The organism is Herbaspirillum sp. RV1423, from assembly GCF_000577615.1.
Lineage (GTDB): Bacteria > Pseudomonadota > Gammaproteobacteria > Burkholderiales > Burkholderiaceae_D > Herbaspirillum.
In genome coordinates this window covers 1-24,415 of the sequence record NZ_CBXX010000053.1, presented here as the reverse complement: position 1 = coordinate 24,415, position 24,415 = coordinate 1, and the positions used below count along the sequence as shown (strand labels likewise).

The 24,415-nt window shown below is 60.0% G+C and carries 19 protein-coding genes and 1 pseudogene; 8 read left to right on the top strand and 12 right to left on the bottom strand.

Annotated elements, in window-relative coordinates:
* On the bottom strand, positions 1–197 hold a 197-nt coding region (locus RV1423_RS30730), incomplete at its 3' end, for a hypothetical protein (RefSeq protein ID WP_231502519.1).
* Positions 198–240: 43 nt separating this feature from the next.
* On the opposite strand from RV1423_RS30730, the gene RV1423_RS26515 reads away from it, so the two are divergent.
* Both RV1423_RS26515 and RV1423_RS26510 read left to right on the top strand, forming a co-directional pair.
* Positions 241–1,623 carry a hypothetical protein gene (locus RV1423_RS26515; RefSeq protein ID WP_051516981.1) on the top strand — a complete coding sequence of 461 codons (1,383 nt, stop codon included), beginning with the start codon at positions 241–243 and terminating at the stop codon, positions 1,621–1,623.
* Positions 1,620–3,011: a T6SS immunity protein Tli4 family protein gene (locus RV1423_RS26510; RefSeq protein WP_155835318.1), complete on the top strand. Its 1,392-nt coding sequence runs from the start codon at positions 1,620–1,622 to the stop codon at positions 3,009–3,011. The genes RV1423_RS26515 and RV1423_RS26510 overlap by 4 nt, the downstream gene beginning before the upstream one ends.
* Positions 3,012–3,150: 139 nt before the next feature.
* On the opposite strand, the gene mctP is transcribed toward RV1423_RS26510, so the two are convergent.
* From mctP to xylF, 10 genes are all read right to left on the bottom strand, one after another.
* Positions 3,151–4,653, bottom strand: a complete 1,503-nt coding sequence (gene mctP, locus RV1423_RS26505) for a monocarboxylate uptake permease MctP (RefSeq protein WP_034303573.1) — start codon at positions 4,651–4,653, stop codon at positions 3,151–3,153.
* Positions 4,653–4,832: a DUF3311 domain-containing protein gene (locus RV1423_RS26500; RefSeq protein WP_034303572.1), complete on the bottom strand. Its 180-nt coding sequence runs from the start codon at positions 4,830–4,832 to the stop codon at positions 4,653–4,655. The genes mctP and RV1423_RS26500 overlap by 1 nt, the downstream gene beginning before the upstream one ends.
* Positions 4,833–5,162: 330 nt before the next feature.
* Positions 5,163–7,298, bottom strand: a complete 2,136-nt coding sequence (locus RV1423_RS26495; protein ID WP_051516980.1) for a TonB-dependent siderophore receptor — start codon at positions 7,296–7,298, stop codon at positions 5,163–5,165.
* Between the two features lie 115 nt (positions 7,299–7,413).
* A complete protein-coding gene (locus tag RV1423_RS26490) occupies positions 7,414–9,009 on the bottom strand; it encodes an aldehyde dehydrogenase family protein (RefSeq protein WP_081769027.1) in 1,596 nt (531 codons plus the stop codon).
* A 47-nt stretch (positions 9,010–9,056) separates the two neighbouring features.
* The gene (locus tag RV1423_RS26485; protein WP_034303570.1) at positions 9,057–10,841 is read right to left on the bottom strand and encodes an IlvD/Edd family dehydratase; all 1,785 of its coding nucleotides are present in this window, start codon (positions 10,839–10,841) and stop codon (positions 9,057–9,059) included.
* Positions 10,838–11,722: an SMP-30/gluconolactonase/LRE family protein gene (locus RV1423_RS26480; protein ID WP_034303569.1), complete on the bottom strand. Its 885-nt coding sequence runs from the start codon at positions 11,720–11,722 to the stop codon at positions 10,838–10,840. The genes RV1423_RS26485 and RV1423_RS26480 overlap by 4 nt, the downstream gene beginning before the upstream one ends.
* Complete coding sequence (locus tag RV1423_RS26475; protein ID WP_034303576.1) at positions 11,719–12,486, bottom strand: SDR family NAD(P)-dependent oxidoreductase; 768 nt, start codon at positions 12,484–12,486, stop codon at positions 11,719–11,721. Before RV1423_RS26475 ends, RV1423_RS26480 begins: the two co-directional genes overlap by 4 nt.
* Before the next feature lie 129 nt (positions 12,487–12,615).
* Positions 12,616–13,755 (bottom strand): sugar ABC transporter permease, encoded by a 1,140-nt coding sequence (locus RV1423_RS26470; protein ID WP_197035013.1) that lies wholly within the window; start codon positions 13,753–13,755, stop codon positions 12,616–12,618.
* A gap of 22 nt (positions 13,756–13,777) precedes the next feature.
* On the bottom strand, positions 13,778–15,325 hold the full coding sequence (gene xylG, locus RV1423_RS26465; RefSeq protein ID WP_034303567.1) for a D-xylose ABC transporter ATP-binding protein: 1,548 nt from the start codon (positions 15,323–15,325) through the stop codon (positions 13,778–13,780).
* A gap of 105 nt (positions 15,326–15,430) precedes the next feature.
* Positions 15,431–16,435, bottom strand: a complete 1,005-nt coding sequence (gene xylF, locus RV1423_RS26460; protein ID WP_373419987.1) for a D-xylose ABC transporter substrate-binding protein — start codon at positions 16,433–16,435, stop codon at positions 15,431–15,433.
* Positions 16,436–16,950: 515 nt separating this feature from the next.
* Here xylF and RV1423_RS26455 point away from each other — a divergent pair.
* Together RV1423_RS26455 and RV1423_RS26450 are read left to right on the top strand one after the other, a co-directional pair.
* Positions 16,951–18,231, top strand: a complete 1,281-nt coding sequence (locus tag RV1423_RS26455; RefSeq protein WP_034303562.1) for a DNA-binding transcriptional regulator — start codon at positions 16,951–16,953, stop codon at positions 18,229–18,231.
* Positions 18,232–18,254: 23 nt separating this feature from the next.
* Complete coding sequence (locus RV1423_RS26450; RefSeq protein ID WP_034303559.1) at positions 18,255–19,319, top strand: aldose epimerase family protein; 1,065 nt, start codon at positions 18,255–18,257, stop codon at positions 19,317–19,319.
* A gap of 87 nt (positions 19,320–19,406) precedes the next feature.
* Here the strand turns inward: RV1423_RS26450 and RV1423_RS26445 are convergent, their stop codons facing one another.
* Positions 19,407–20,498, bottom strand: coding sequence for an alkene reductase (locus tag RV1423_RS26445; protein ID WP_034303556.1), 1,092 nt, complete (start codon positions 20,496–20,498; stop codon positions 19,407–19,409).
* A gap of 302 nt (positions 20,499–20,800) precedes the next feature.
* On the opposite strand from RV1423_RS26445, the gene RV1423_RS26440 reads away from it, so the two are divergent.
* The 4 genes and pseudogenes from RV1423_RS26440 to RV1423_RS26425 all read left to right on the top strand — a co-directional run.
* Complete coding sequence (locus RV1423_RS26440; protein ID WP_155835317.1) at positions 20,801–21,973, top strand: hypothetical protein; 1,173 nt, start codon at positions 20,801–20,803, stop codon at positions 21,971–21,973.
* Positions 21,974–21,984: 11 nt separating this feature from the next.
* Positions 21,985–23,085, top strand: coding sequence for a hypothetical protein (locus tag RV1423_RS26435; RefSeq protein ID WP_155835316.1), 1,101 nt, complete (start codon positions 21,985–21,987; stop codon positions 23,083–23,085).
* Between the two features lie 12 nt (positions 23,086–23,097).
* Positions 23,098–23,784, top strand: coding sequence for a hypothetical protein (locus RV1423_RS26430; RefSeq protein ID WP_155835315.1), 687 nt, complete (start codon positions 23,098–23,100; stop codon positions 23,782–23,784).
* Positions 23,785–23,856: 72 nt separating this feature from the next.
* Positions 23,857–24,415 (top strand): annotated as a pseudogene (locus RV1423_RS26425) (hypothetical protein); the annotation flags it as partial.

The window sequence follows — 24,415 nt, the reverse complement described above, 5'->3', positions numbered from 1 at the left end:
CTCAAGAGCGGCGTCGTCGAATACCACTCTGTGACCTCGCCGCCCGACGACAGCATCGCCATGTGCCACAAGGTGCCGGACCGAATCATTCCGGTGATCTTTGTGCCGGGGGTGATGGGGTCGAATTTGCAGTCGACAATTGAGAAAAACGGAGAAGAATCAGAACCAGTATGGGTCGTTAATAGCACGAAGGGCATTGCATGGCGTTGGGGATTTCGAGGAGCAAAGAAACGAAAAAGCTTGCTTGATCCTGCCAAAACCGAACTCTACCGCACAGGCGACTTGCCATCAGGCGCCGCCCCGCGCAGCGTCTTCCACACTCACCCGACGCCGACGCAGAAAGAAATCGACGACGAACTGCTCCGGCGCGGCTGGGGCGAAGTGTCGCACCTGAGTTACGGCCCTTGGCTCAAGTGGCTGGAAGAGAGCCTCAACGACGCCGATTATACGAAGACCGGGTTGGAATACGCCAGCAGCGGCCTGCGCCCGCGCCTGATGAAAGAACTGGTCGCCCACGTGCCCGGCATTGAGCCGCTGACCTTTGACGAAGTTGGGTTGTCCTATCGCTATCAGTTTCCGGTGCATGCGGTGGGCTACAACTGGCTGCAATCGAACGCCGATTCGGCCAAGCGCCTGCAAGCGAAAATCGACGAATTCATCCGGTATTACGACAAAACCTATACCTGCAAAAACGTCATCCTCGTCACGCACAGCATGGGCGGGCTGGTGGCGCGACATTACAGCGAGGTGCTCAACCAGCGCGACAAGGTGCTTGGTGTGGTGCATGGCGTGATGCCGACGACTGGTGCGGCAACGGCCTACAAGCGCGTGAAATCCGGCGTGGAAGGCAGCGCCGGCATTGTCGTGGGCGACGACGCAGCCGAAGTCACAGCCGTCTTCGCGCAAGCGCCGGGACCGCTGCAACTCTTGCCCAGTGCTGAGTACGGCAACGGCTGGCTCAAGATCAGGGATGGCGAGCAACGGATCAGTCTGCCGCAGGGCAACGATCCTTATCGCGAAATTTATACCGTGCGCGGCAATTGGTGGGGACTCATTGATGACAAGCTGATTAATCCGTTGGAGGAACAAAAGACGAAGGCAACGCTGGATAGAGACTGGGGACGCTTCAAAAAATTAGTCGAGGATAAAGTAAAGCCGTTTCATCAAGATATTGCCAATCGATTTCATCCCATCACCTACGCCTTCTACGGCGACGACAAGGCGCACAGCGCCTGGGGTGATGTCACCTGGGAGCGCAAACTCTCCCATGCTGCCCGCATGCTGGGCACTGCCGCGCCGATTGACGACATCAAGAGCGGTCGCGTGCTGCAAGACCACGGACAAGGCGAACAACTGCTGCTGCAACAAAGCGGCGGCACTGCCCTGCCGACGGGCTTCAAACTGACCGAAGCCAATGAGAACGGCGACGGCACCGTGCCGGTTCGTTCCGGTCGCGCGCTGCAAGGCAAAGTGCGCGTCTGCGTCGGCTACCAAGGCGTGGATCACGAGGGCGCATACAAGCACGAAGCACAACGCCTCTTCACCCTCTGGTCCATCGTCAAGATCGCCCAGCATGTCAAACCGCCCTTGCGCTACGAGATCGATGGAGAATGCCCGCGATGAATTCACCCCTATTTTTAAAATCCATTATTGCACTTGGCCTGACGCTGACGCTCAGCGCCTGCCAACCGAAACCCTTGACCGAACAGGAGCAACGCACCGTGACCCAACTGACCACCAATATGAAGACCCAGTGTGTGGGTCGCTACCTGATCGATTTACCGGCTGACGTGGATATCTATGGTCATGCAAAATTGAACGATGTCGATGTCAAGATAGAACCGATGTCGCAGCAGGCGTTTTTGGATGGCATGCATAAAAGAGATGCCGAACTCAAAGCAATGAAGCACATACATGGCTATCAATTTTTATTCGGCGACAATGAGTATCACCCGATGAATTCCAGTACAGAACAGATGCGGAAGAAAGGGATTTGGCACTTCATCCATTTGGATGACGAATATTCCGGGGATATGGGAAGAACTCTTGAAGCCTATAAATGGAACAAGGGTTATCGCATCAAGTTGGAAACAAAAACATGGGATTACACAAGATCGAAGCTTACCGATGAGTCGAGTGTCAAAGAAATGGGCAACCGGGTTCCTTCCAGACTCGGTTATATGATGGGCCTGTTATACGACTTTCGAGGTCTGTCGGACGGAGAGATTCCAAAGGAACCGGGCGTGTGTCTCACGGGTGGATTCATCAAGAGCGAGGCCTCCGATGAGGAAGAAGTGTCGGTTGGATTTCGTTTGGAGCAGCATCAGGATGTTTTTTTTAGATTGGAGACCAATGCCAATCTTCGGGAGGACGAGACCTTACTACAACGCAGTAGCCAGATTAATGAAACGATTCAAAGTCGCGATGGTAAGACGCTGCGCAAGGGCCGTCTGGACTCAAAAGATTTGTCGACAGCAGAAGAATGGCTGGCTTCGGGCAGAATGCAAGCAGGTACGCCCGGTACTTTCTTTATGCTGGAAGCCAACTCTATGATTGGTAGTGCTAAAACGCCTTGGCTTTCCTTCGATATGAAAACAGGTGTGTTTGATAAATATCAAAAGGATCAACCTCAACACGCCTCTTTAACCGAAGGTGAAGCGATCGGTCTGTGGGATGCCGTCTCGCGCACGATCCGCGTGCGTCCGGGCGCGATGGACGCGATGCCCTTGCCAACGGTGTCGGCGACCGAACATCGCCTGCCGCTTGGCACCGTTGTCTGCAGCGGCCAGACCTGCCGCCAGGGCGGCTACTACCACACGCACTGGAATGGCGAGACCTACCGCAAGTTGCTTTGCCCTGACCGTCCCGCACCCACGCTCAACCTGATGGAACCTGTCCCTTATCGCTGGTTGCCCGGTTTCGTCAACAGGATGCTGCTCAAACAGGATCGGCTGCCCATGGTATTGGCGGAACATGCGGTGAACTGGGAACTGGCCAGTTATCTTCTCTGACAGGTTACCGGTGGGGAATGCGACGATGACAGGTGGACCGATGCTCTGACGTCCAGATCGCGTTTCTGGTACCGTCTGGAAGTCAAAAAGCCACGTTATCGCTAACGTGGCTTTTTCATTTTGGAACCGGCTGCAGACTTCAGTGCTTCAGCGCCGGCGCTTGCGCGCCGCCTTTGCCGAACACCAGTTGCACCACGACGGCGACCACGATGTTGAGCGCCAGCGCGATCAGTCCGGTGTACAGCGTGTAGGAATCGGCGCCGATATGGAAGGTGTGCACCGGCTTGATGCCGTCCGCATACGCCAGCCAGCTACCGCCGACGATGCCCACCGCCCAGCCGCTCAGCAGGGCGTTGGCGCCGAACCAGCCGACGAACAGGCCGAACACCAGCGCCGGGAAGGTCTGCAGGATCCACACGCCGCCCAGCAACTGCAGGTCAAGCGCGAACTTGGTCGGCAGGAACAGGATGAACACCAGCGCGCCGAACTTCACCACCAGCGAGACGATCTTGGCGACCTTGGCTTCGCCTTGAGCCGAGACGCCCGGGTTCACATACGGCTTCCAGAAGTTGCGCGTAAACAGGTTGGCCGCGCCGATCGACATCACCGCCGCCGGCACCAGCGCGCCGATGGCGATCGCGGCGAACGCGAAGCCGCTGAACCAGCTCGGGAACAAGGCATTGAACAGCGCAGGCACGACGTCGTTGTTGGTTTCCACCTTGACGCCCGCGGCATAGGCCATGAAGCCCAGCAAGGCGATCAGGCCCAGCAGCACCGTATAGGCCGGCAGGAACACGGCGTTCTTGCGGATCGTATCGGCGCTCTTGGCGGCGAAGATGCCGGTCAGGGTATGCGGATACATGAACGCGGCCATCGCCGAACCCAACGCCAAGGTCGCAAACGGCAGGAATTGCTGCGGCTTCAGGGTCAGGCCGGTGGCGCCGCCCTTGGCTGCAAACGCATCGTGCGCCGAGGCGAACACCACGCCGTAGCCGCCGAGTTTCATCGGCACCAGCACCACCGCCACCAGCACCACGATGTATATCATCAGGTCCTTGACGAAGGCGATCAGCGCAGGCGCGCGCAGGCCGGCGGAGTAGGTGTATAGCGCCAGGATCACGAACGCGGCCAGCAGCGGCAATTCGCCGGTGACGCCGAGCGCCTTGATCACGACTTCCATGCCGATCAGTTGCAGTGCGATATACGGCATGGTGGCGACCACGCCGGTCAGGGCGACGGCCAGTTCCAGCTTGCGCGACCGGTAGCGGCCGAAGACGACGTCGGCGGCGGTCACGTGGCCGGCCTTGTGTGCGGCGTGCCACAGCTTCGGCATGATCAGGAAGACGATCGGATACACCAGGATGGTGTAAGGCAGCGCGAAGAAACCGTAGGCGCCGACGGCATACACCAGCGCGGGCACGGCGATGACGGTATAGGCGGTGTAGAAATCGCCGCCGACCAGGAACCAGGTGATCCAGGTGCCGAAGTTGCGGCCGCCGAGGCCCCATTCGTCGAGATGGGCGCCCTTGTGGGCGGCGCCGCCGCTTTGCCAGCGCGAGGCCCAGAAACCCATCACGGTGACCAGGGCGAAAAAGAAAACGAAGACGCCGAGCGCGGTCCAGTTGACGGAGGAGGAATTCATCATTCCACTCCTTTCTTCAGGCCGTCCTTATAGACGGTCCAGATGATCAGCGCCGTCAGCGGCACCCAGGCGAACTGGTACCAGTAGAAAAACGGAAAACCGAACAACGCGGGCAATTCGTCGTTGTAAAACGGAACCCACAGCAGACCAATGAACGGCAACAGGAGTAAGAGCCGCATAGAAATTCTCCTCATACTTTTGGTGGAAGGATTGTTATAAAAATTGCAGCGCAATTATAGTGAGAACGGATTTTTTTGTTTGCGCGATGGGATTTTTGACGGGGGAAAATCACGCATCGAAGGATGCGATGAGCCTGGACAGGAAGCGCAGGATTCTCTGACTTACTTTTTATAACACGGTAAAAATCCATGCGTGACAGCATTCGGGGCAGCGCCGCGGAAACAGTACATTCGCATTTTTGTCAGCAATTCTTCAGCTTGTGAAAAAACACCGGCAGCGATCGTCAAACGATGGCTGCCGGTATCGGGAGGCGTTGCTGTTTGCGGTTTTCAGAAAGAGAATGTTGTGCTCAGCGTGACCGTTCGCGGGTCGCCTACCGCAACGATGAGGTTGCTGCTGCTGGACGGGTAATACGTCTTGTTGAACAGGTTCTTGACGTTGAGCTGGATCTTGGTGGGGATCCGGTCGATCTTCGTTTCGTAAGCCGCAAAGGCGTCGGTGACGGCATAGCCGGGCAGGGTGAAGCTGTTGGTCGTATCGCCGGGACGATTGCCGACAAAACGTTCGCCGCCGCCGAAACGCCATTGTCCCGCGGTGTAAGGCAGCGTGGTTTTGTAGACGGCGAACAGGCCGCCGCTGTGGCGCGGAACGTTGGCCAGCGGCACATTGCCGTCCTGATTGACGGCATCGGTATAGGCATAATTGCCGATGACGCTCCAGTTGCGGCTGATCTGGCCGGCGATGTCCAGCTCGGCGCCGCGCGAGCGCGCCTTGCCGATGGTCGTGGTGATTTCGCCGACGGTGACGGCGACGTTGCTCTTGTCGATCTGGTAGACGGCCAGCGTGCCGGTGATGCCGGGTTGCAGTTCGAACTTCAGGCCGGTTTCATAGACGCGGCCGCGTTCCGGCGCCAGCGGCTGGAGCGCCGAACTGGAGACGTTGGGCACGAAGGATTTGCTGAAATTGCCGTACAGCGACAGCGCCTGCGACAATTTGTAGACCAGGCCGAACTGCGGCAGCCATACCTGTCCGTGGGAATTGTCCGCCACCACGAACGGCCGGCCGACGCCGGAGAGTTGCTGGTAGTTTTCCCAGCGCAAACCGCCGACCGCGATCAGGCGATCCGTGAGGTGGACGGAGTCCTGGGAAATCAGCGAGTACGACGTCACCCTGCTCATGCTGTCGCTTTGCGCGGCATTGACGGTGCCGCCCGGCGCGATGAGTCCATACACCGGCTGGTAGATATTGAATCCGTTGACGGCGTTGCCGCGGATGGTGTCGCCCCTGAAGTCGCGCTGGCGCTCGTATTCCCCGCTGAAGGCCAATTCGTGGCGCAGCCCTGCCAGGTTGACGTCGCCGAGCAGGGAGAGCGTCGCGATTTCGCCGGAATCGTTGCGGCCGAGATTGGCGTCCGAGGAGCGGCTCAATATGCCCGTCGTATTATTCAGCGTGCGGGCGCGCGTCAGGTATTGGTCGTAGCGGTCGCTGCTCCAGCCATAGTTGCCGCGCAGACGCCATTGCTCCGACAGCTTGTGTTCGAAGCCGGCGTTGACGGTTTCCTGCGTGCCGGTGTTCTGCGCCCACGGTTCTTCATAGCGGACCTTGCGCAGGGAGTCGTCCAGGCGGCCCTTGATGAGCAGCGTGCCGCGATCGAACGGCGTCGTGTAATCGACATGCTGATAACTGATGCTGATCGATGTGGCGGCATCATGCCAGGCCAGCGACGGAGCGATCAGGCCGTCGCGTTGCCGCCCCGAGGAGCGCCAGTAATTTGCTTCGTTGTATTCACCGATCAGCCGGTAGGCAAGCGTTCCTCCCGCCACTTCTCCGGGTTTCCCGATCGGGCCGGTCAGGTCGAAACCGACGCCTCTGGTGCTGTCGCTGGAGCGGGTCAGCGAGACCGAACCGGCGAACGCGTCTTCGGGTTTGCGCGTGATCATGTTGATGACGCCGCCCGGTCCCTGAATGCCGTACAGCAGCGAAGCCGGCCCTTTGAGCACCTCGACCCGGTCTATCGTCGCCGTGTAATTGTGAAGAATCGGAGAGCGCACGCCATCGCGCAGGATGGAACCGTCGTCGTTGGAGCCGAATCCGCGTTTCAGGAATGAATCGCGGGTGCCGCCCAGCGTATTGGTCTGGATGATGCCGCTGATGTTGCCCAGAATATCGTCGAGCGAACGCGCCTGCTGGTCTTCGATCACGGTGCTGCTGACCACCGCGACCGACTGCGGAATGTCCTGGATGTCCTGTTGACGTCCGCTCGACACTTCGCTCCTGCGCGGCTGGTAACCGCGCGTGGCGTCAGGGGTGTCCGCGGGCGTGGTGACGACGACTTCGGGAAGCGAGGTGCCGGCATCGGCGGCATCGGCCGCCCGGGCAGAACTGCCGATAAACAGGCTTGCCGTGGCGTACAGCCCGACAACAAGCGGGGCCGGCAAGAAGCCGGAGGAGTGCGAATTATGCATGGAATGGTTGAGTGATGGACATGATACCCGGCATTATAAATGAGAATCATTTTTAATGGTGGCCGGTGTTTCCATCAATCAACCGCGTCCCGGAGGCGCGGAATACGGCGGATTTCTACTCCGCGAGGTCCTTGCGCTTGGCGTGTTCCACGATATAAGCAGAGAAATCGGGAGAGCAGCAGTACGGCATATCGGCCCACAGGCAACTGGCATCCTTGAGCTGATCCGGCAGCAGGGCATCCGGAACATCCTGATAACTCACCGGTCGCAGAAAGCGCGCGATGGCGAGGTTGCCCGACGAGATGCCGCGCGGGTCCAGCGGGGCAGAAAAAGGAAGGGCGGCGAATTCACGGCTTGTCTCCTGATGGCGCGCAAAGCTGTTGACGCCGATGCGGTCCGTCTTTCTTTCAAGCCGGGGCAGCAAAGCCCGGGCCAGGTCGATGTCATCGCTATCCATCTGCAAAATGATGGCCGATTGCGCACCAAGCGCGGCGATCATTTTTTGCAGCGCGATCAGGTCGACGCAGAAAATGACGATCGTTGCCGTCTCGTTGCGCGCCAGGGATGGCGTTTGCGTCGACACGCCGAAGGCGTCCGGCGACAAAATACAGACGTCATACGCTGCGGCGCCGCCGGTTTTCTCCGGCAACTCTTCCGGCGGGAATTGCAGGAACCTGGCGACGGTTTCCCATCGATCCATATCGGCTTGCCGCGTCGCCGGCGCCGACGGCATTGTCATGCCCAGTCGGCTCGCCAATGCCGTCAAGAACCCGTCGCGTCCGGGACCGTCGAGCGCCAGCGCAACGCCGCCGCGGACGGCCGGTCGACCGGGGCGCGCTTGCATCGACGTCGCGAATTCGCTGCCGATCGCATCGCCGCGCGCCGCCAGGGCGGCCGGCAATACAATCAACGGCCTGAAGCGGCACTCGGTGCTGTAGACGGGAATGGGTTCGCGGCGAGAGGCCGCGATGCGGTTCAATGCGTGCGCGTCCGCGCGCGACCCGGTGACAACGACGGCCTCGATGCGATGATCCGTCGCCACATGTGCGTCAAACTCGCCCTCCGCGCCGTGCAACATGGTGAAAACGTCCTCATGCAAACCGCTTTCGGCGATTGCGTTCTTCACCGCCGACGCGACCAGCCGCGCCGTTTCCGGATACGCCGGAGGCGCGACGGCCACGACCGGACAGCCCGCGGCAAGCGCCGAGGCGGTACCGTCTCCTATCATGGAAAACACCGGCGACACGCCGTCGGTGCCGAAGATCGCCACCGGCCCGATGGCGATGTTGCGTTGCCGGATATCAGGGAGGGCAAGGGATGAGGAGGCGCGCTTCGTGCGATCGATGCGCAGTCCCAGCCAGTTGCCGGAGCGGACGAGATCGCCGAAAAAACGCAACTGCCCGACCGTCGCAGCGATCTCCGCCGCTGCCTGGCCGGGCGTCAGACCTGTATCGGCAGCGATCATCCCGGCCAGTTGGCGCCCGAGCGTCTCGATATTGTCCGCGATCCTGTCGAGCAAATCGGCGCGCTGCACCGGCTCGGTTGCGGCGTAGCTGTCGGATGCGGCGAGCGCAGAGCGGCAGGCATGCCGCACCATGACGCGGCTGCCGGAAGACAGCGAAACGCCGGGCACAGCTACTCCATGCGACGGGGCCGTCGTATCGAGGAGTTGATTGGCGCCAGTCGGCATGGTGTGCTCGGTGACTCTCATCGGTGCGTTGAAAATCGACGCGGGTTAATGGTCAATCCAATGGTTGATCAATGGTTGTGACGCGGCAGAACGTTCGCCACGCCCTGATACTTGACCGCCAGTTCCATGCAGGCGCCGGACTCCAGTTGCCCGACCGTGCTGCGGTAAATTTCCTGCCACGGCGTCTGGCTCGGCGGCACCGCAGGCAAGCCTTCCGCCTTGCGCCTGGACAATTCCTCATCGTCCACCAGCATGTCGCAACGGCCGCTATTGAGGTCGATGCGGATCCTGTCGCCGGTGCGCAAATAGGCCAGGCCGCCGCCGACCGCGCTTTCCGGCGAAGCATTGAGGATGGACGGACTGTCGGACGTGCCGGACTGGCGGCCATCGCCCAGCGTGGGCAGCGTCGTGATGCCCCGGCGCAGCAGCGCATCGGGCGGTTGCATGTTGACCACTTCGGCGGAGCCGGGCCAACCGACCGGCCCGGCTCCGCGGATCACGAGGATGGTGTTTTCATCGATGCCCAGCGCCGGGTCGTTGATCCTCGCGTGGTAATCGTCGGAGCCGTCGAAGACCGCCGCCACGCATTCGAAGATGCCTTCGCTGCCCGGTGTGTTCAGATAGCGTGCGCGGAAACTGTCCGAAATGACGCTGGTTTTCATGATGGCGAAATCGAACAGATTGCCCTTCAGTACAAGGAAGCCGGCACGTTCGCGCAGCGGCGCCTCGAAACGGTAAATCACTTCGCGATCGTTGCTTTCCCGGCCTTCGAGGTTTTGGGCCATGCTGCGTCCGCTGGCGGTGATGCGGTCGGCGCGCAGTTTTCCGGCTTTCTGCAACTCCCACATGATGGCGGGGACGCCGCCGGCGCGATGGAAACGCTCGCCGAGATATTTTCCGGCCGGCTGCATGTTGAGCAGCAGCGGTACGTCGTAACCGTGTTTCATCCAGTCGTCGGAATGCAGCTCGACGCCGGCATGGCGCGCCATCGCCATGATGTGCGGCTGGGCGTTGGTCGAGCCGCCGATGGCGGCGTTGACGACAATCGCGTCGAGGAAGGCATCGCGCGTCAGGATGGCCGACGGACGCAAGTCTTCATGCGCCATGCCGACGATGCGCCGGCCGGTCTCATATGCCATCTGGCCGCGTTCGCGATACGGCGCCGGAATGGCCGAGCAGCCGGTCAGCGACATGCCGAGCGCTTCGGCCATGGCGTTCATGGTGGAGGCGGTTCCCATCGTGTTGCAATGGCCCGCCGACGGCGCCGAGGCGGCGGCGATGTCGAGGAATTTTTCATTGTCGATGAGGCCCGCGGACAACTGGCGGCGGCCTTTCCAGATGGCGGCGCCGGAACCGACCAGTTCGCCGTCCATCCAGCCGTCCAGCATCGGTCCGCCCGACAGCACGATGGCCGGGATGTCGACGGTGGACGCGGCCATGATCTGCGCCGGCGTGGTCTTGTCGCAACCGGTGGTCAGGACGACGGCATCGATCGGATAGCCGTGCAGGATTTCGACCAGCCCGAGATACGACAGGTTGCGATCGATCGCCGCAGTCGGCCGGCGGCAGTTTTCGAAGATCGGATGCAAGGGGAATTCCATGGGAATGCCGCCGGCATCGCGAATGCCGTCGCGCACGCGGCGCGCCAGTTCCAGATGGATGCGGTTGCACGGACTGATGTCGCTGCCGCTTTGCGCGATGCCGATGATGGGACGGCCCGAGCGCAGCTCTTCGGCGGTGATGCCGTAATTCATGAAGCGTTCGAGATACAAGGCTGTCATGTCGATGTGATCCGGATTGTCGAACCAATCCTGGGAACGAAACCGGCGCGGTTTTTGATGGTGAGTCGTCACTGCTGTACCCCTGTAAATAGACGATGTTGAGCCAATCCCGGCGTGTCGGTGCGGAAGGAAAAAATCCCGCCGGCCAGCGGTTGCCGCGTCCGCTCTTCAGGCGACAAACCTTTCCAGGCCGTCGTGACATGAACGGTGCGCAAATCCTCGCCGCCGAAAACCGGTTTGGTGATGTTGGCGCACGGGAAGGAGACCGTTGCGGCCAGTTCCCCGGACGGCGAAAAACGCTCGATGCGCCCTCCGCCGAACAAGGCTATCCAGACGAATCCCTCCGCATCGACGGCCATGCCGTCGGGATAGCCGGTGCCGACGATGTTGACGAACGGACGTTTGCGCGACAGTTCGCCTGCCGCATCGACGTCGAAAGCATACACCGTCCGCTGCAAGGTGTCGGTGTGGTACAGCGTTCGCCCGTCGGGACTCATGGCCGGACCGTTGGTGATGACGTAGCCGCGATCCTGGGGCAAGGCTTCGCCCGCCTGCGCCCATCGATACAATGCGCCGCTAGGATGGGTTTCAGCGTCGTTCATGGTGCCGAACCAGAGCCGGCCATGAGGATCGACGAAGCCGTCGTTGATGCGATTGCCGGGAAGCGCTTCCTCGACCTTGCACATCAATGTGAAACTGCCGTCGGCGGGACGGAAGCGATGCAAACCGCCTTGCAGGCCGCACACGAAATCGCCGTCGTCGCGCGGCAGGATGAAACCCGGCTGGCGCGGCGCACTCCAGGTCTGCCGCCGGCTGCCGTCGGCGGCGCAGCGATGTATCGCGCGGCCTTTGATGTCGACAAAATAGAGCGCCTGCTCCCGCGCATGCCAGACCGGACTTTCGCCCAGTTCGGCGCCGACCGGCCACACGCAGGCGGGAACGATGGCATTCATGCGCCGTACCAGCCGGCATCGACGAAATAATCGCGGCCGGAACATTTGGCCGCGCTGTCGGAAGCAAGGAAAAGCGCCAGCGCCGCGACGTCGTCGGGTTCCACGCGCTGGTCCAGGCATTGCGCCGCCAGGATCCTGGCTTCTTCTTCCGGGCTGTGCCAGAGGCGCATCTGGCGCGGCGTGCGCACCGCGCCGGGAATGATGCAATTGACCCGGATGCCGTGCACGCCCAGATCGCGCGCGAGGCCGCGCGTCAGGCCTTCGATGGCGGCCTTGGCGGTCATGTACAGCGTCAGGTTCGGCAGCGCGAGATGCCATGAGATCGAACCGAAATTCAGGATCACGCCGCGACCCGTTTCCCGCATGCCCGGCGTCACGGCCTGGGCGCAGAAGTACTGGTGGCGCAGGTTGACCGCCATGCGTTCATCCCAGTACGCGGGGCTGACATCCTCCATCTTGTGGCGGTCGTCGTTGGCGGCGTTGTTGATCAGGATGTCGACCGCGCCGGCGATCTTGCCGATGTGGGCGAAACTCTCCGCCAGTGCGTCGAGGTCGAGCAGGTCGCAATGCAGGAAGGTCGGCGGCAGCGGCGCGTCCTTCAGCGCGGCTTCGAGTTCCCGCGAAGCCGCGTCGGCGATGTCGAGAAAAAACACCTGCGCGCCTTGTCCGGCGAAGGCCCTCACCAGCGCGGCGCCGATGCCGGTGCCGCCGCCGGTGATGACGACTCGCTTGCCGGCCAGGCTGCGATAGATGGCGTGCTCCATCGGCTGGGCCGGTGCGGATTGGACTGATGCGGTCATGCTGATGCTCTCCTTGATGATGACGGTGCCGCTTGCGCGGAAATCGGTTGCATATCGCTGTTGCTGTTCATGATTTGATGATCCATGCGACGCTCAGCGTCCGGAACGGGTGCTGACATCGACCCATACGGCAAGCATCAGGATGCTGCCCTTGACGATCATTTGCCAGTAAGTGCCGACGTCGAGCATCGACATGCCGTTGTCCAGGCTCGCCATCACCAGTGCGCCGATCAGCGCGCCATAGATGGTTCCCGAGCCGCCGCGCATGGAGGTGCCGCCGATGAAGCAGGCGGCGATCGCATCGAGTTCGCCCATGCCGCCCGCCGACGGCGAACCTGCCGCCAGGCGGGCCGTATTGACCAGGCCGGCCAGCGCGCACATCACGCCCATGATGCCGAACACCCACAGCTTCACCGATTGCACGTCGACGCCGGAGAGGCGGGTGGCTTCCATGTTGCTGCCGACGGAATAGATGCGGCGGCCGAAGACGGTCTGCATGGAGAGATAGCTGAACGCGCCGAGCAGCGCCAGCAACAGGAGCACCGGGACCGGAATGCCGTCATAACTGTTGAGCGTTCGCACGAAGATCAGCAATACCGCGCCGATCAGCAAGACCTTGACGGCGTCCCGCCATAAGCTCGGCACCGGCAGGGCGTGCCGCAGGCGGTTGACGCGTTGGCGCCAGGTCAGCGTCAGCGCCAGCACGAACAGCACGACGACCAGGGCGATGCCGAGCTGTGCAGGAAGATAGCCCTGTCCCAGATAGACGAGGTCGCTGGAGACCGGCGCGATGGTCAGGCCGCCGGTGACGCCCAGCAGCACGCCGCGAAACGCCAGCATGCCGCCGAGGCCGACGATGAAGGAGGGGATGCGCAGGTACGCCGTGAGGTAACCGTTGAACAATCCCAGCGCCAGTCCCAGCAGCAGCACCAGCGCCAGATTGACGGCCAGCGGCAACTGATAGGTGACGTCGAGGATCGCCGCCACGCCGCCCAGCAGGCCGAGCAGCGAACCGACCGACAAGTCGATCTCGCCGGCGATGATCACCAGCACCATGCCGCAGGCCAGGATGCCGGTCACGGACATCTGGCGCAACAGGTTGGAGAGATTGCGCGGGCTCACGAATCCGCCTTCGGTTTTCCAACTGAAAAAGGCCCAGATGATGGCAATGGCGATGAGCAGCGCCATGATTTTGTAACGGCTGAAGAGTTGCTTGATATTCATGGATGTCATACGTATTCCAGTTTGTTTTTATCTATGCCGCCGTCGCGCGATGGTGCGATGGCTGGTTGATCGCCGCCGCCAGCACCATTTCCTGCGTCAGGTCCCGGTTGACGAAATCGCCGCGCAACTTGCCTTCGCCGATGACCAGCACGCGGTCGGACACGCCCAATACCTCAGCCAGCTCGGAAGACACCATGATGACGGCCACGCCTTGCCTGGCCAGGTCCGCGATCAGGCGGTAGATTTCGGCCTTGGCGCCGACGTCGACGCCGCGCGTGGGTTCGTCGAGGATGAGCACCTTGGGGCGCGCCAGCAGCATCTTCGCCAGCACGGCTTTTTGCTGGTTGCCGCCGGAGAGCCCGGTGATCGGCAGGAAGGGACTCGCCGTCTTCAGCCGCATCCTGGCAATCTCGTCCTGTACGGTCTTCAGCTCGGCTTCGGCATCGATGCGGGTGCGGCGCGAGAAATTCTTGAGCACCGTGAGCGTGATGTTCTGGCCGACGTTCAGGTCCGGCACGATGCCGTGCTGCTTGCGGTCTTCCGGCACCATGCACAGGCCCAGGCGTATCGACTTGAGCGGCGTGCCGGTGTCGGCCCGTACGCCGTTGATCCATACCTCGCCCTCATGGCGTCCGCGATAGCAGCCGAACAGGGCCGACACCAGTTCGGTGCGGCCGGCGCCGACCAGGCCGGCGATGCCGAGGATTTCACCGCGCCGCACGGAAAACGACACATCGTCGACGCGCTTGCGTTTCGGATTGTCGGCGTCGTGGCAAGTGATGTGGCGCGCTTCGAATATCGTTTCGCCGATCTCATGTTCCCGCGTCGGGTACATCGCCGTGATTTCGCGGCCCACCATCTGGGTGATGATCTGTTCCACATTCAGCGACTGCATCGGCGTGGTGGCGATGTGCCTGCCGTCGCGGATCACCGAAATGGTGTCGCACACGGCGGCGACTTCATCAAGCTTGTGGGAAATATAAATGCAGGCCACGCCCTTGGACTTGAGGTCCCTGACGATGTCGAGCAGGATGGCGATTTCCGACGCGGTCAGCGAGGCGGAGGGTTCATCCAGGATCAGCAGGCGCGCCTTCTTGTTGAGCGCCTTGGCGATCTCCACCAATTGCTGGTGGCCGCCGCCGTATTGCATGACCGGCAGCGCCACGTTGATGTCGGGCATGTTCAGTTCGCGCATGAGCTCTTCGGCGCGGCGGTACATGGCGGGATAGTTCATCCGTCCGCCCGGCAAGGTCAGCTCGTGGCCCATGAAGATGTTTTCCGCCACCGAGAGTTCCGGGACCAGCATCAGCTCCTGATGGATGATGACGATGCCGGCGGCTTCCGTGTCGCGCACCGATTGCGCGACCAGCGGCCTGCCGTCCCACTTGATCTCGCCTTCCCAGGTACCGTGCGGATAAACGCCGGACAGGATCTTCATCAAGGTGGATTTGCCGGCGCCGTTTTCGCCGCACAGGCCGAGGCATTCGCCGGCCCTGATCTTGATGTCGATGCCGTCCAGGGCGCGCACACCGTCAAACTGCTTGACGATGTCCTTCATTTCTAGCAAATACTCGGACATGCCTGCTCTCGTGGAAATAGGATGGAACTGCCGCGATGGCGCACGCGGCGCCATCGCGGCTGACGCAAGAACCGGGCGGCCGCGGCGGCCCGGCTTCGCTTTGGCTTACTTGCCGCCGATCTGCGCCTGCGTATAGAAGCCGTCGTCAACCAGGATATTGACGTTGGCCTTGGTCAGCGGAATCGGCTTGAGCAATATGGTGTCGACCTTCTTGAAGCCGTTGTCGTATTGCGAGTTGTAGTTCGGCTTCTCGTTGCGCGCCAGTTGCACCGAGAGGTTTGCCGCTTCGCTGGCGATCAGCTTGAGCGGCTTGTACACGGTCATGGTTTGCGTGCCCGCGATGACGCGCTTGACGGCGGCGAGGTCGGCATCCTGTCCCGACACCGGCACCTTGCCCGCCAGTTTTTGCGCCGCCAGCGCCTGGATCGCGCCGCCGGCGGTGCCGTCGTTGGAAGCCACGATGGCGTCGATCTTGTTGTTATTGGCGGTCAGTGCATTTTCGATGATGGACAGGGCTTCGGTCGGATTCCATTCCTTGACCCACTGCTGGCCCACGATCTTGATGTCGCCCTTGTCGATCAGCGGCTTGAGCACCTTCATTTGTCCTTCGCGCAGCACCTTGGCGTTATTGTCGGTCGGCGCGCCGCCCAGCAAATAGAAATTGCCCTTTGGCTGCGCCTTGACGACGCCTTCGGCTTGCATTTCGCCGACTTTTTCATTGTCGAAGGAAATGTAGGCGTCGACATCCGCATTCAGGATCAGGCGGTCGTAGGACAGCACCTTGATGCCGGCCTTCTTGGCTTCCTTGATGGTGTTGGTGAGCACCGTGGCGTTGAACGGCACGATCACGATGACATCGACGCCGCGCGAGATGAGGTTTTCGATTTGCGAGATCTGCCGCGCTTCGTTGGCGTCGGCCGATTGCACGAACACCTTGGCGCCCAGTTTTTCGGCCGCCGCCGTGAAGAAGTCGCGGTCGCGCGCCCAGCGTTCCAGGCGCAAATCATCGATGGAGAACCCGATTTTCGGGTTCTTGGCGTCCGCCATGGCGCTTGTGCCGGCCAGCGAAAAGACTGCCACCGACATCAATGCCAACACACTCTTTTTCATGATTCCGTTCATTGCCTAGTCTCCAGTTGTTCATTATGATTTTTAACGGGACATGCCCGATTGCGGATGGCGCAGATTTTCTGAATATTGTCTTTCCCAAGACGCGGGTTCACTTGCCGCCATGATGCCGAAGGGATGGAACCGTCTACCGTTTTACCCCGCAAACACAGAACAGGAAAGCGCTTTGCTCATCCGCTGCTGCACATCGCCGCCGCGCAAAGAGCTGCTGCCGACGTTGATGTGGGGTCATACTAGCAACCCCCGGCAGGCGTCTACAATTACGAAATCCGCCAACCGGGATAGCGATTCTTTCTATTGCACTTGCACAAAGCGGCATTTCGCCTGACGCGCCGCTGACGCCTCGGTACAATTCAGGCAGAACAATTGAAAGACGGATAGATGGCGATCTGCCATTATCAAATATCAAACAAACATACTCCGATGTCAGGAGGAGACCGTCGGCGGCCGAGGTTGTTGGCCGGCAAGGCGATAGTTTTAGAGCATCCGGAGGCAGAGTGACCAGAATTCCCGCCGTGCATCGCATTGCGTTGCTATTCAACGGCAACAAGATATTCGATCGCGACATCATCGCCGGCATCGGCGAGTACCTGAGCAGCACGCGCGCTTCATGGGATTTGTACCTGGAGGAGGACTTCCGCTGCCGCCTGCAGGGCATCGAACGCTGGCAGGGACACGGCATCATCGCCGACTTCGACGACCCGGCCGCCTGCGAAGCGCTGTCCCGGGTGCATCTGCCGGTCGTCGCGGTCGGCGGATCCTACGCGGACGAGAGCGATTATCCCCAAGATATCCCGTATGTCGCGACCGACAATTTCAAGCTGGTCAAGCTGGCCTACGATCATCTGATCGAAGCCGGGCTGCAGAACTTCGCCTGTTTCAGCTTGCCCGAAGCCGACGTCAACCGCTGGGCCCAGGAGCGCGAGAAGGCCTTCGAGGCGTTGATGCAGCGCGACGGCATACAAGGACACATCTATCGCGGCGTCGGTACCAGCGCGCCCTCCTGGGACACCGCGGTGGAGCAGCAGATCGCCTGGGTGCGCAGCCTGCCCAAGCCGATCGGCATCATCGCAGTGACCGATGCGCGCGCCCGCCAGTTGCTGCAGGCTTGCCTGTTCGCCGGCATCGCGGTACCGGAGCAGGTGGCGCTGATCGGCATCGACAACGATCCGCTGGCGCGCATCCTGACCCGGGTGCCGCTGAGTTCGGTGATACAGGGGACGCTGGAAATGGGGCGCACGGCCGCGCATCTGCTGCACCAGATGTTGCATGGCGCGCGCTTTTCCGACACCAGGATCCTGGTGCCGCCGGCCGGCATCAATGTGCTGGCGTCGAGCCGGCATGAGGCGCGCAATCATCCCCATGTCATGCAGGCGATGCATTTCATCCGCCAATATGCCTGCCAGGGCATCAAGACCGAGCAGGTCGCGGACTACGTCGGCGTCTCGCGCTCCTCGCTGGACTGGTATTTCCGCAGGGAACTCGGACGCAGCGTGCATGACGAAATCTTGCGTTTCAAGCTCGATGCCGCCCGGCGCATGCTGCAACAGGACGGCGGCAACATCGCGGAAATCGCCATCGGCTGCGGCTTCACGTCGGTGCAATACATGCACGCGGTGTTCAAGCGCGAACTGGGCTGCACGCCAAGGGAATACCAGGAACAACTGGCGGAAAGCGACGATTCCCGCAAGCCGCCGTATCCCTCCGGCAGAAAACCTCTCATGGCGGCATCGCCGATGTCCGCCATGCAATTGACAGAACAAACCAACGGCAACTGACCGGTTGCCTTACCCGCCCGACGATGACACATTTCAAGATCACCAGCTCGCCCGCCGAACACGGCATGACCCTTTACACCCTGCGCAACGCCCACGACATGCGGGTCGTCATCAGCGATCGCGGCGCGACCCTGGTCTCGTGGTGGGCGCCGGACCGCTACGGGCGTGAAGCCGATATCCTGCTTGGCTATCCGGACACTCAAGGCTACCTCGGCAATGCCGCCTATTTCGGCGGCGTCATCGGCCGCTGGGGCAACCGCATCGCCAACGGCCGGTTCACGCTCGACGGCGTGGATTATCAGGTGGACCGCAATGAAGGCGACAATCACCTGCATGGCGGGAAGGGCGGATTTCATCTGATGCCGTGGCAAGTGCAGGCCGATCCGGAAGGCTTGCGGCTGACGCTGTCTTCGCCGCACGGCGCCGCGGGCTTTCCCGGCAACGTGTTGGCTTCGGTGCTGTACCGGCTCGACGACGACGGCCGGCTGAGCATCGACTATGCCGCCACGACCGATGCGCCGACGCCGATCAACCTGACCTCGCACGGCTATTTCAATCTCAACGGCGGCACGGGGGATATCTGCGATCACATCCTGTCCATCGACGCGGATCGTTACTTGCAGGTGGACCGCCGGCTCATTCCGGAAAAAGTCGCGGACGTCGCCGGCAGCGCCTTCGATTTCCGCCAGCCCGCTCCCATCGGGCCGCGCTTGTCCTGGCCCGACGAGCAGCTCAGGATCGCGGGCGGTTTCGACCACTGCTACTGTCTGCGCGCGGAACAGCGTGCGGTTCCCGCGCTGGGACGCGAGGTCCAGGCATTGCGGGACGTGGCCACGGTGTACGATCCGGGCTCCGGGCGGCAGCTCACGGTGTCGACCACGGAAAACGGATTGCAGTTCTACAGCGGCAATTTCCTGGAAGGCGTTCAGGGCCGCGCGGCGCGGCCCTATGCGGTGCACGACGGCTTCTGCCTGGAGGCGCAGGCTTATCCGGATCAGATCAACGGCCCGGATAAGGAGGCGGTCATATTGCGTCCCGGCCAAATCTATCGCCAGGCCACGACGTACCGGGTGACGGTGCGCGAGTGATGGCGACGCGAACGGAGGAAACGCCCTTGCCGCATCCGGCATCGGCAAGAGGGAGATCTCTCGCCGGTGCCGGAGTGCAACGACTGATTACGCAGTCAACGCCGGATAGTCGATATAACCTTCCGCGCCGCCGCCGTACATGCCTTCCTCTCTGAGCGCATTGAGCGGCTTGGATTCGCGCAGGCGACGCGCCAGATCGGGATTGCTGATGAACAGGCGGCCAAAGGCCACCGCATCGGCTTTCCCCGCCTCTATCAAGGATTGCGCTTCGGCGCCGTCGAAGCCGTTGTTGATCAGGAAGGCGCCGGGGAAACGGCTGCGCAGCGCGGCGTAATCGAATACCAGCTTTGCGCCTTCAGGCTGGCGCGCGCCGCCGGTCTCGCCTTCGATGACATGCAGATAAGCCAGGCCTAGGGGCGCCAGTTGTTCGACCACGTAGTTATAGGTTGCCTGCGGATCGCTGTCGAGCGGCGTACCGTTGAACGTCGTCATCGGACTCAGGCGCACGCCGGTGCGGCCGCCGCCGATTTCTTTCGTTACCGCCTGCATGACTTCGATCAGCAAACGCGCACGATTGGCAATGCTGCCGCCGTAGGGGCCGGTGCGATCGTTGATGCTGTCGCGCAGGAACTGTTCCAGCAGGTACGTGTTGGCGGCATGGACTTCAACGCCGTCGAAACCTGCCTTGATCGCGTTGCGCGCGGCATGGCGGTAGTCGGCCACCAGCGCCGGCAATTCATCGTCGCGCAAGGCGCGCGGCGTCGACACGTCGGTATAGCCGGCGGCGGTGAAGGTTTTGGCGTTGGCCCTGCGATTGGTCGACGATACCGGAGCAGCGCCGTCGGGGAGCAAGGAACTGTGCGAAATACGGCCGACATGCCACAACTGGAGAACGATCTTTCCGCCGGCGGCATGCACGGCATCGGTGACTTCACGCCATGCGGCGACCTGTTCTTCGGAGTAAATGCCCGGCGTGCCGATATACCCCTGGCCCATCGGGCTGATTTGCGTGGCTTCGGAGATGATCAGGCCGGCGCCGGCGCGCTGGCGATAATATTCGACCGTCATCGGCCCCGGCTTGAGACCGTCGACTGCGCGGCTGCGTGTCAGCGGCGCCATGACTACGCGATTGGCGAGGGAGATATCGCCCAACTTGAGGGGATCGAACAGAGACGTCATGAAAATATCCTTTAACAAAATAAGAAAGACAGCGACTGATTACTGTCTTCAAAGCGGAAAAGCCGAAATTTGATTCGCAGGGAACAACGATGGGCACTGATGATACCTTAAAATTAGACCGGTCGTCTAATTGTGGATTGAACAGAACTTTGCAAACGATTTTAGAAACTACGGAGTATCTAGTGAAATGTTGAATGTTTTTATGTTTTGATAGTAAAAATATTGATGACGGATAAAAAATTAACTAAGCCCTCATGTTATTGTTACGCTACAAATAAAAAACTGAGTCATTAGGGGTGGGTGTGGTTTCAATAAAAATAAAAGCATTCTTCATTGTCGTTTTCACTTTTTTTGTCTTCTCTTCAGCTTGGGCCAGTGAAGTCACAATTGCCGGTTTCGCTTTCGCAGGCGACTTTAAAAGTGCTGCGGAACGCTTTCCCTATACATATAAACTCTTCAATCGCGCCAGCGACGAAAATAAGCAGAATCTCTCCCAGCTAATCAATCAGCGGATAAAAGGCGTCAAAAACGCCAGCTTCGACCTGAAGACCGCCGACAACATGATCGCTCTGCGAAATAGCGATCGCGCCCTCATGTCGGTCCTTGTGCTGACTGGAGAAACCGTATCCACGGAAAGTTTTGGGGCTTACTACAAAACCTTCATCAATCTGCGCGGAGATGCCCTGATTTTTGATTACAAGAATCAGGTCATTGTGAGCAGTGCTCCGGTGAGCGTCGTATTGTTCGACGCTACTCCCGACAAGCCTGCCGAGAGCCGTATCCTGGCATTTGTCGAGGATCTGATTCGTCGCGACGATGGCCGTGGATTGATCTCTCAATATGTTAGACGGATGGAAACCGCGGCCCTCCCGGAAAATAGTTCGAAGACCCTTCAGGTCAAAAAGGGCGAAATCGCGCCCGAAGCTTTGGCGCTCTTGCCCGAGGCATTGCGCAATGATGTCCCTGCCGTTGAAGCAATGCTCGCCGACTCTTTCGGCTCGATCCTGTCCGCAAAACTCGGCCTCTCGATGCTGCCTGCTAGCATCGGCCATGCCGTCGGTGGCGTCATGTCCATGCGGCTTGAAAACGGTGATGACTACAAGCTTAAGCTTGGCGAGGGCGACTATCTCTTTGAGCTCAAGCTGAATAAATTCGCAAAGATCAAGACTGCCGAAAACAATGTCAGTACGGCCTATGTTTATGGCGCCTATATGTCGATGCGTTTTTTCGAACCCGCATTGAACACGATTTTCATGGAAACGGACTTGAAGAACGGGGAATCGGCAGTTGTCCCGGCAGGCTTGGTCAGCATGGATGACTTTGCCGCCTATCAGGATGCGATTCGGGGACTGTTTCTGAAATTTGCCGACGCCGTCCAGCAGCCGGGATCGAAATGGATAGCGACGGCTGCTTCCGCCAAAAACATCGATACACAAATGGAACTGGTCCGTAAGACTCTAAGGAACTGCAAATGAAGAAATTTCTATTGAAAGCGCTGGTGCTGCTTCTCCCTGTTCTGGCGCATGCCCAGGTTGTACAGGTGAAAGGAGTGGGAACCACTTCTTACACTGCCGAACTGTCTCAAGCGGTGAAGGAAAAGGCGTATCAGATTGCCCAGGTCGCGGCGGTCGAACGTTATTTCGCCGAAAACGGCGAAGCCGAATCTCAGAATTTTGATTCAATCCAGGACAAAATCGAATCCAACCTGGATAAGTTCATTCTCAGCACAACCGTGCTCAGCGAGCAAGATCAGTCGAGTCTCAAGAAGTATTCGGTCGCCGTCAGAGTCGAGTTGAATGTCGCCAAGCTCAGAAATACCTTGCGCAGCTCCAGTGCGGTCAGCAAGGCGGGGAACAGTGAAAAATCCCAGCTCGTGTATTTGTTCATGGGACGCGAGGTTTCAAGCGTCCGTTCTTTCGACGCGCGTGTCGTCAAGCGCATAGAGGCTTCGGGCAAGGTGCAGGAAACGAACAATAGAACCACCCGCGGCAGCGAAGGCGAGTCGATTTCAGATACGTCGATCGGCACCAGCGCCTCCAGGAAATCTACGCAGAACCTTTCCTCCAACGCGTCGATGAAAGTGGAGGCGGGCGGCAGCACGACACAGAAAGCTGACGATGTATCGTACCGTCTGCTTCCGATGTCCAACGTGAAAACTGCGATCACCAGCGTTTTTTCGCAGGGAGGATTCAATGTCGCCGAGCCGGAGTTTGTTCTGAGCGACAAGGATTTCAAATCGGTCAATCAGGATTATTCCGCGGGAAGCGATCTTGCGCCTCCTACCCTGCGCGCTGTCGTGATGTCCCTGAAGAAAAGCCAGGTTCCGCTGCTGGTGCTCGCGACATTGGATGTCGGCGCTCCTGCGCAAGATCCGGCCACCGGCATGCAGCGCGTGGCGGTGACGGTGACAGGCCGGGTGCTTGACGTCAGCGGCAATTTGCCGCGGGAAGTCGCTTCCGTCCCGGCCGTACAGTATTTCGGCATCGGTCCCGATAACGCGACTGCAATGAACAAGGGGTTGAAGGACGCCGCATTGGCGGCGGCTCGCGAGGTGGCCAGCCGCCTCAATGCCTCCGGCGTGCGCTGATTAAAAACGTTCATGTCCATTACATCTCAAACCGACAGAGATGCTGATGGTTTCAAAATGTCGGATCTGGAGAATGGGGTTATGAAGAAAAAATATCTACAAGTTGTTCTTGGTCTGAGCCTGGCGGCGCTGTCTGGCGTCGCTGCTGCCCAGTTCGGTGGTCTCACCAGCGCCCTGTCCGGTTCCACGGGAGGCGCCAGCGGCGTTTCCGCAGAAAGCCTGGTCAAGAGCTATGTCGGCGGAACCAAGAATGTCATGACTGCCGATGCCAGCTTGTTAAAGGCTGTCGGGTTGAAAGATGAAGGCTCCCGCAGCGAATTGGCGGCACAAAATCTGACCGAGGGGGCGACCTCCGCCAGTCTGGAAGATGCAGTCAAGATTCAGACGGAGAGCAGCAAGTTGCTGGCGGAGAAGTTCAGCGACAAATCCACGGTCGTCGATGCCGATAGTAAAAAGGAATACACCAAGGGTCTGCTGAGTCTCGCCCTGGGCCTCAAAGACTATGCAGGCATGAGCGGCGATCTGAAGAATTTCAAGCCGAGCGTGACTTCCCTGGGAGGCGCCGCAGGTGCGGCAATGTATGTTGTAAAAACACTTCCGGATTCGACTTCCAACTTGCTGAGCACGCTTAAGAAGGCCGTCGAGTTCGCCCGCGAAAAGAAAATTGAAGTACCGAAAGAAGCGACTTCCTTGTTGTAATTGCTTCCGGCTTCGCTTGTCTGATGGTCGGTGACAGGAATTGTCATCGACCATTTTTTACATGGATCATAGATGAAAAAATTACTTCCCCTTATGCTGATCGCCTGCCTGCTTTCCGCCTGCGGCGACAAGAAAGCAGAAGAGCCGAAAAGCGAACCAGCCAAAACACAAGGACCGAATCTGACGAAAACGCCTGACGTCGGCAAGGTTGAACAGGTAGCCGTGGCAGCAACAGGAACCGGTGTCACGCCGGGGGCCGCCGTCAATGATGCGTTGAAGTCTTCGATCGCTCAGGTAAACGGCGTGCAGATCGAATCGACCTCGGCCAATCTCAATACCTATTCTCAGGCAACGGCGACTTTGGACGTTGAAACCTCCGAGGGCAAGGATTCCGCGAAGGCGACGGCAACGCTGCAGAGTCAGAATTTCGCCGATCTGATTGTCGCCAAATCGCAAGGAACAATCAGCTCCTTCAAAATGGTCAAGATGACACCTCCATCTGCGCAAGGTGGGCAATACACGGTGCAAATCGAGGCGCAGATCGCCAAATTCAAAGCGCCGGCCGACTCGGGAAAACTCAAGATTGTCGTGGCCCCGTTGCGTTCTGAAAAACAAAGCTTCGATATCGGCG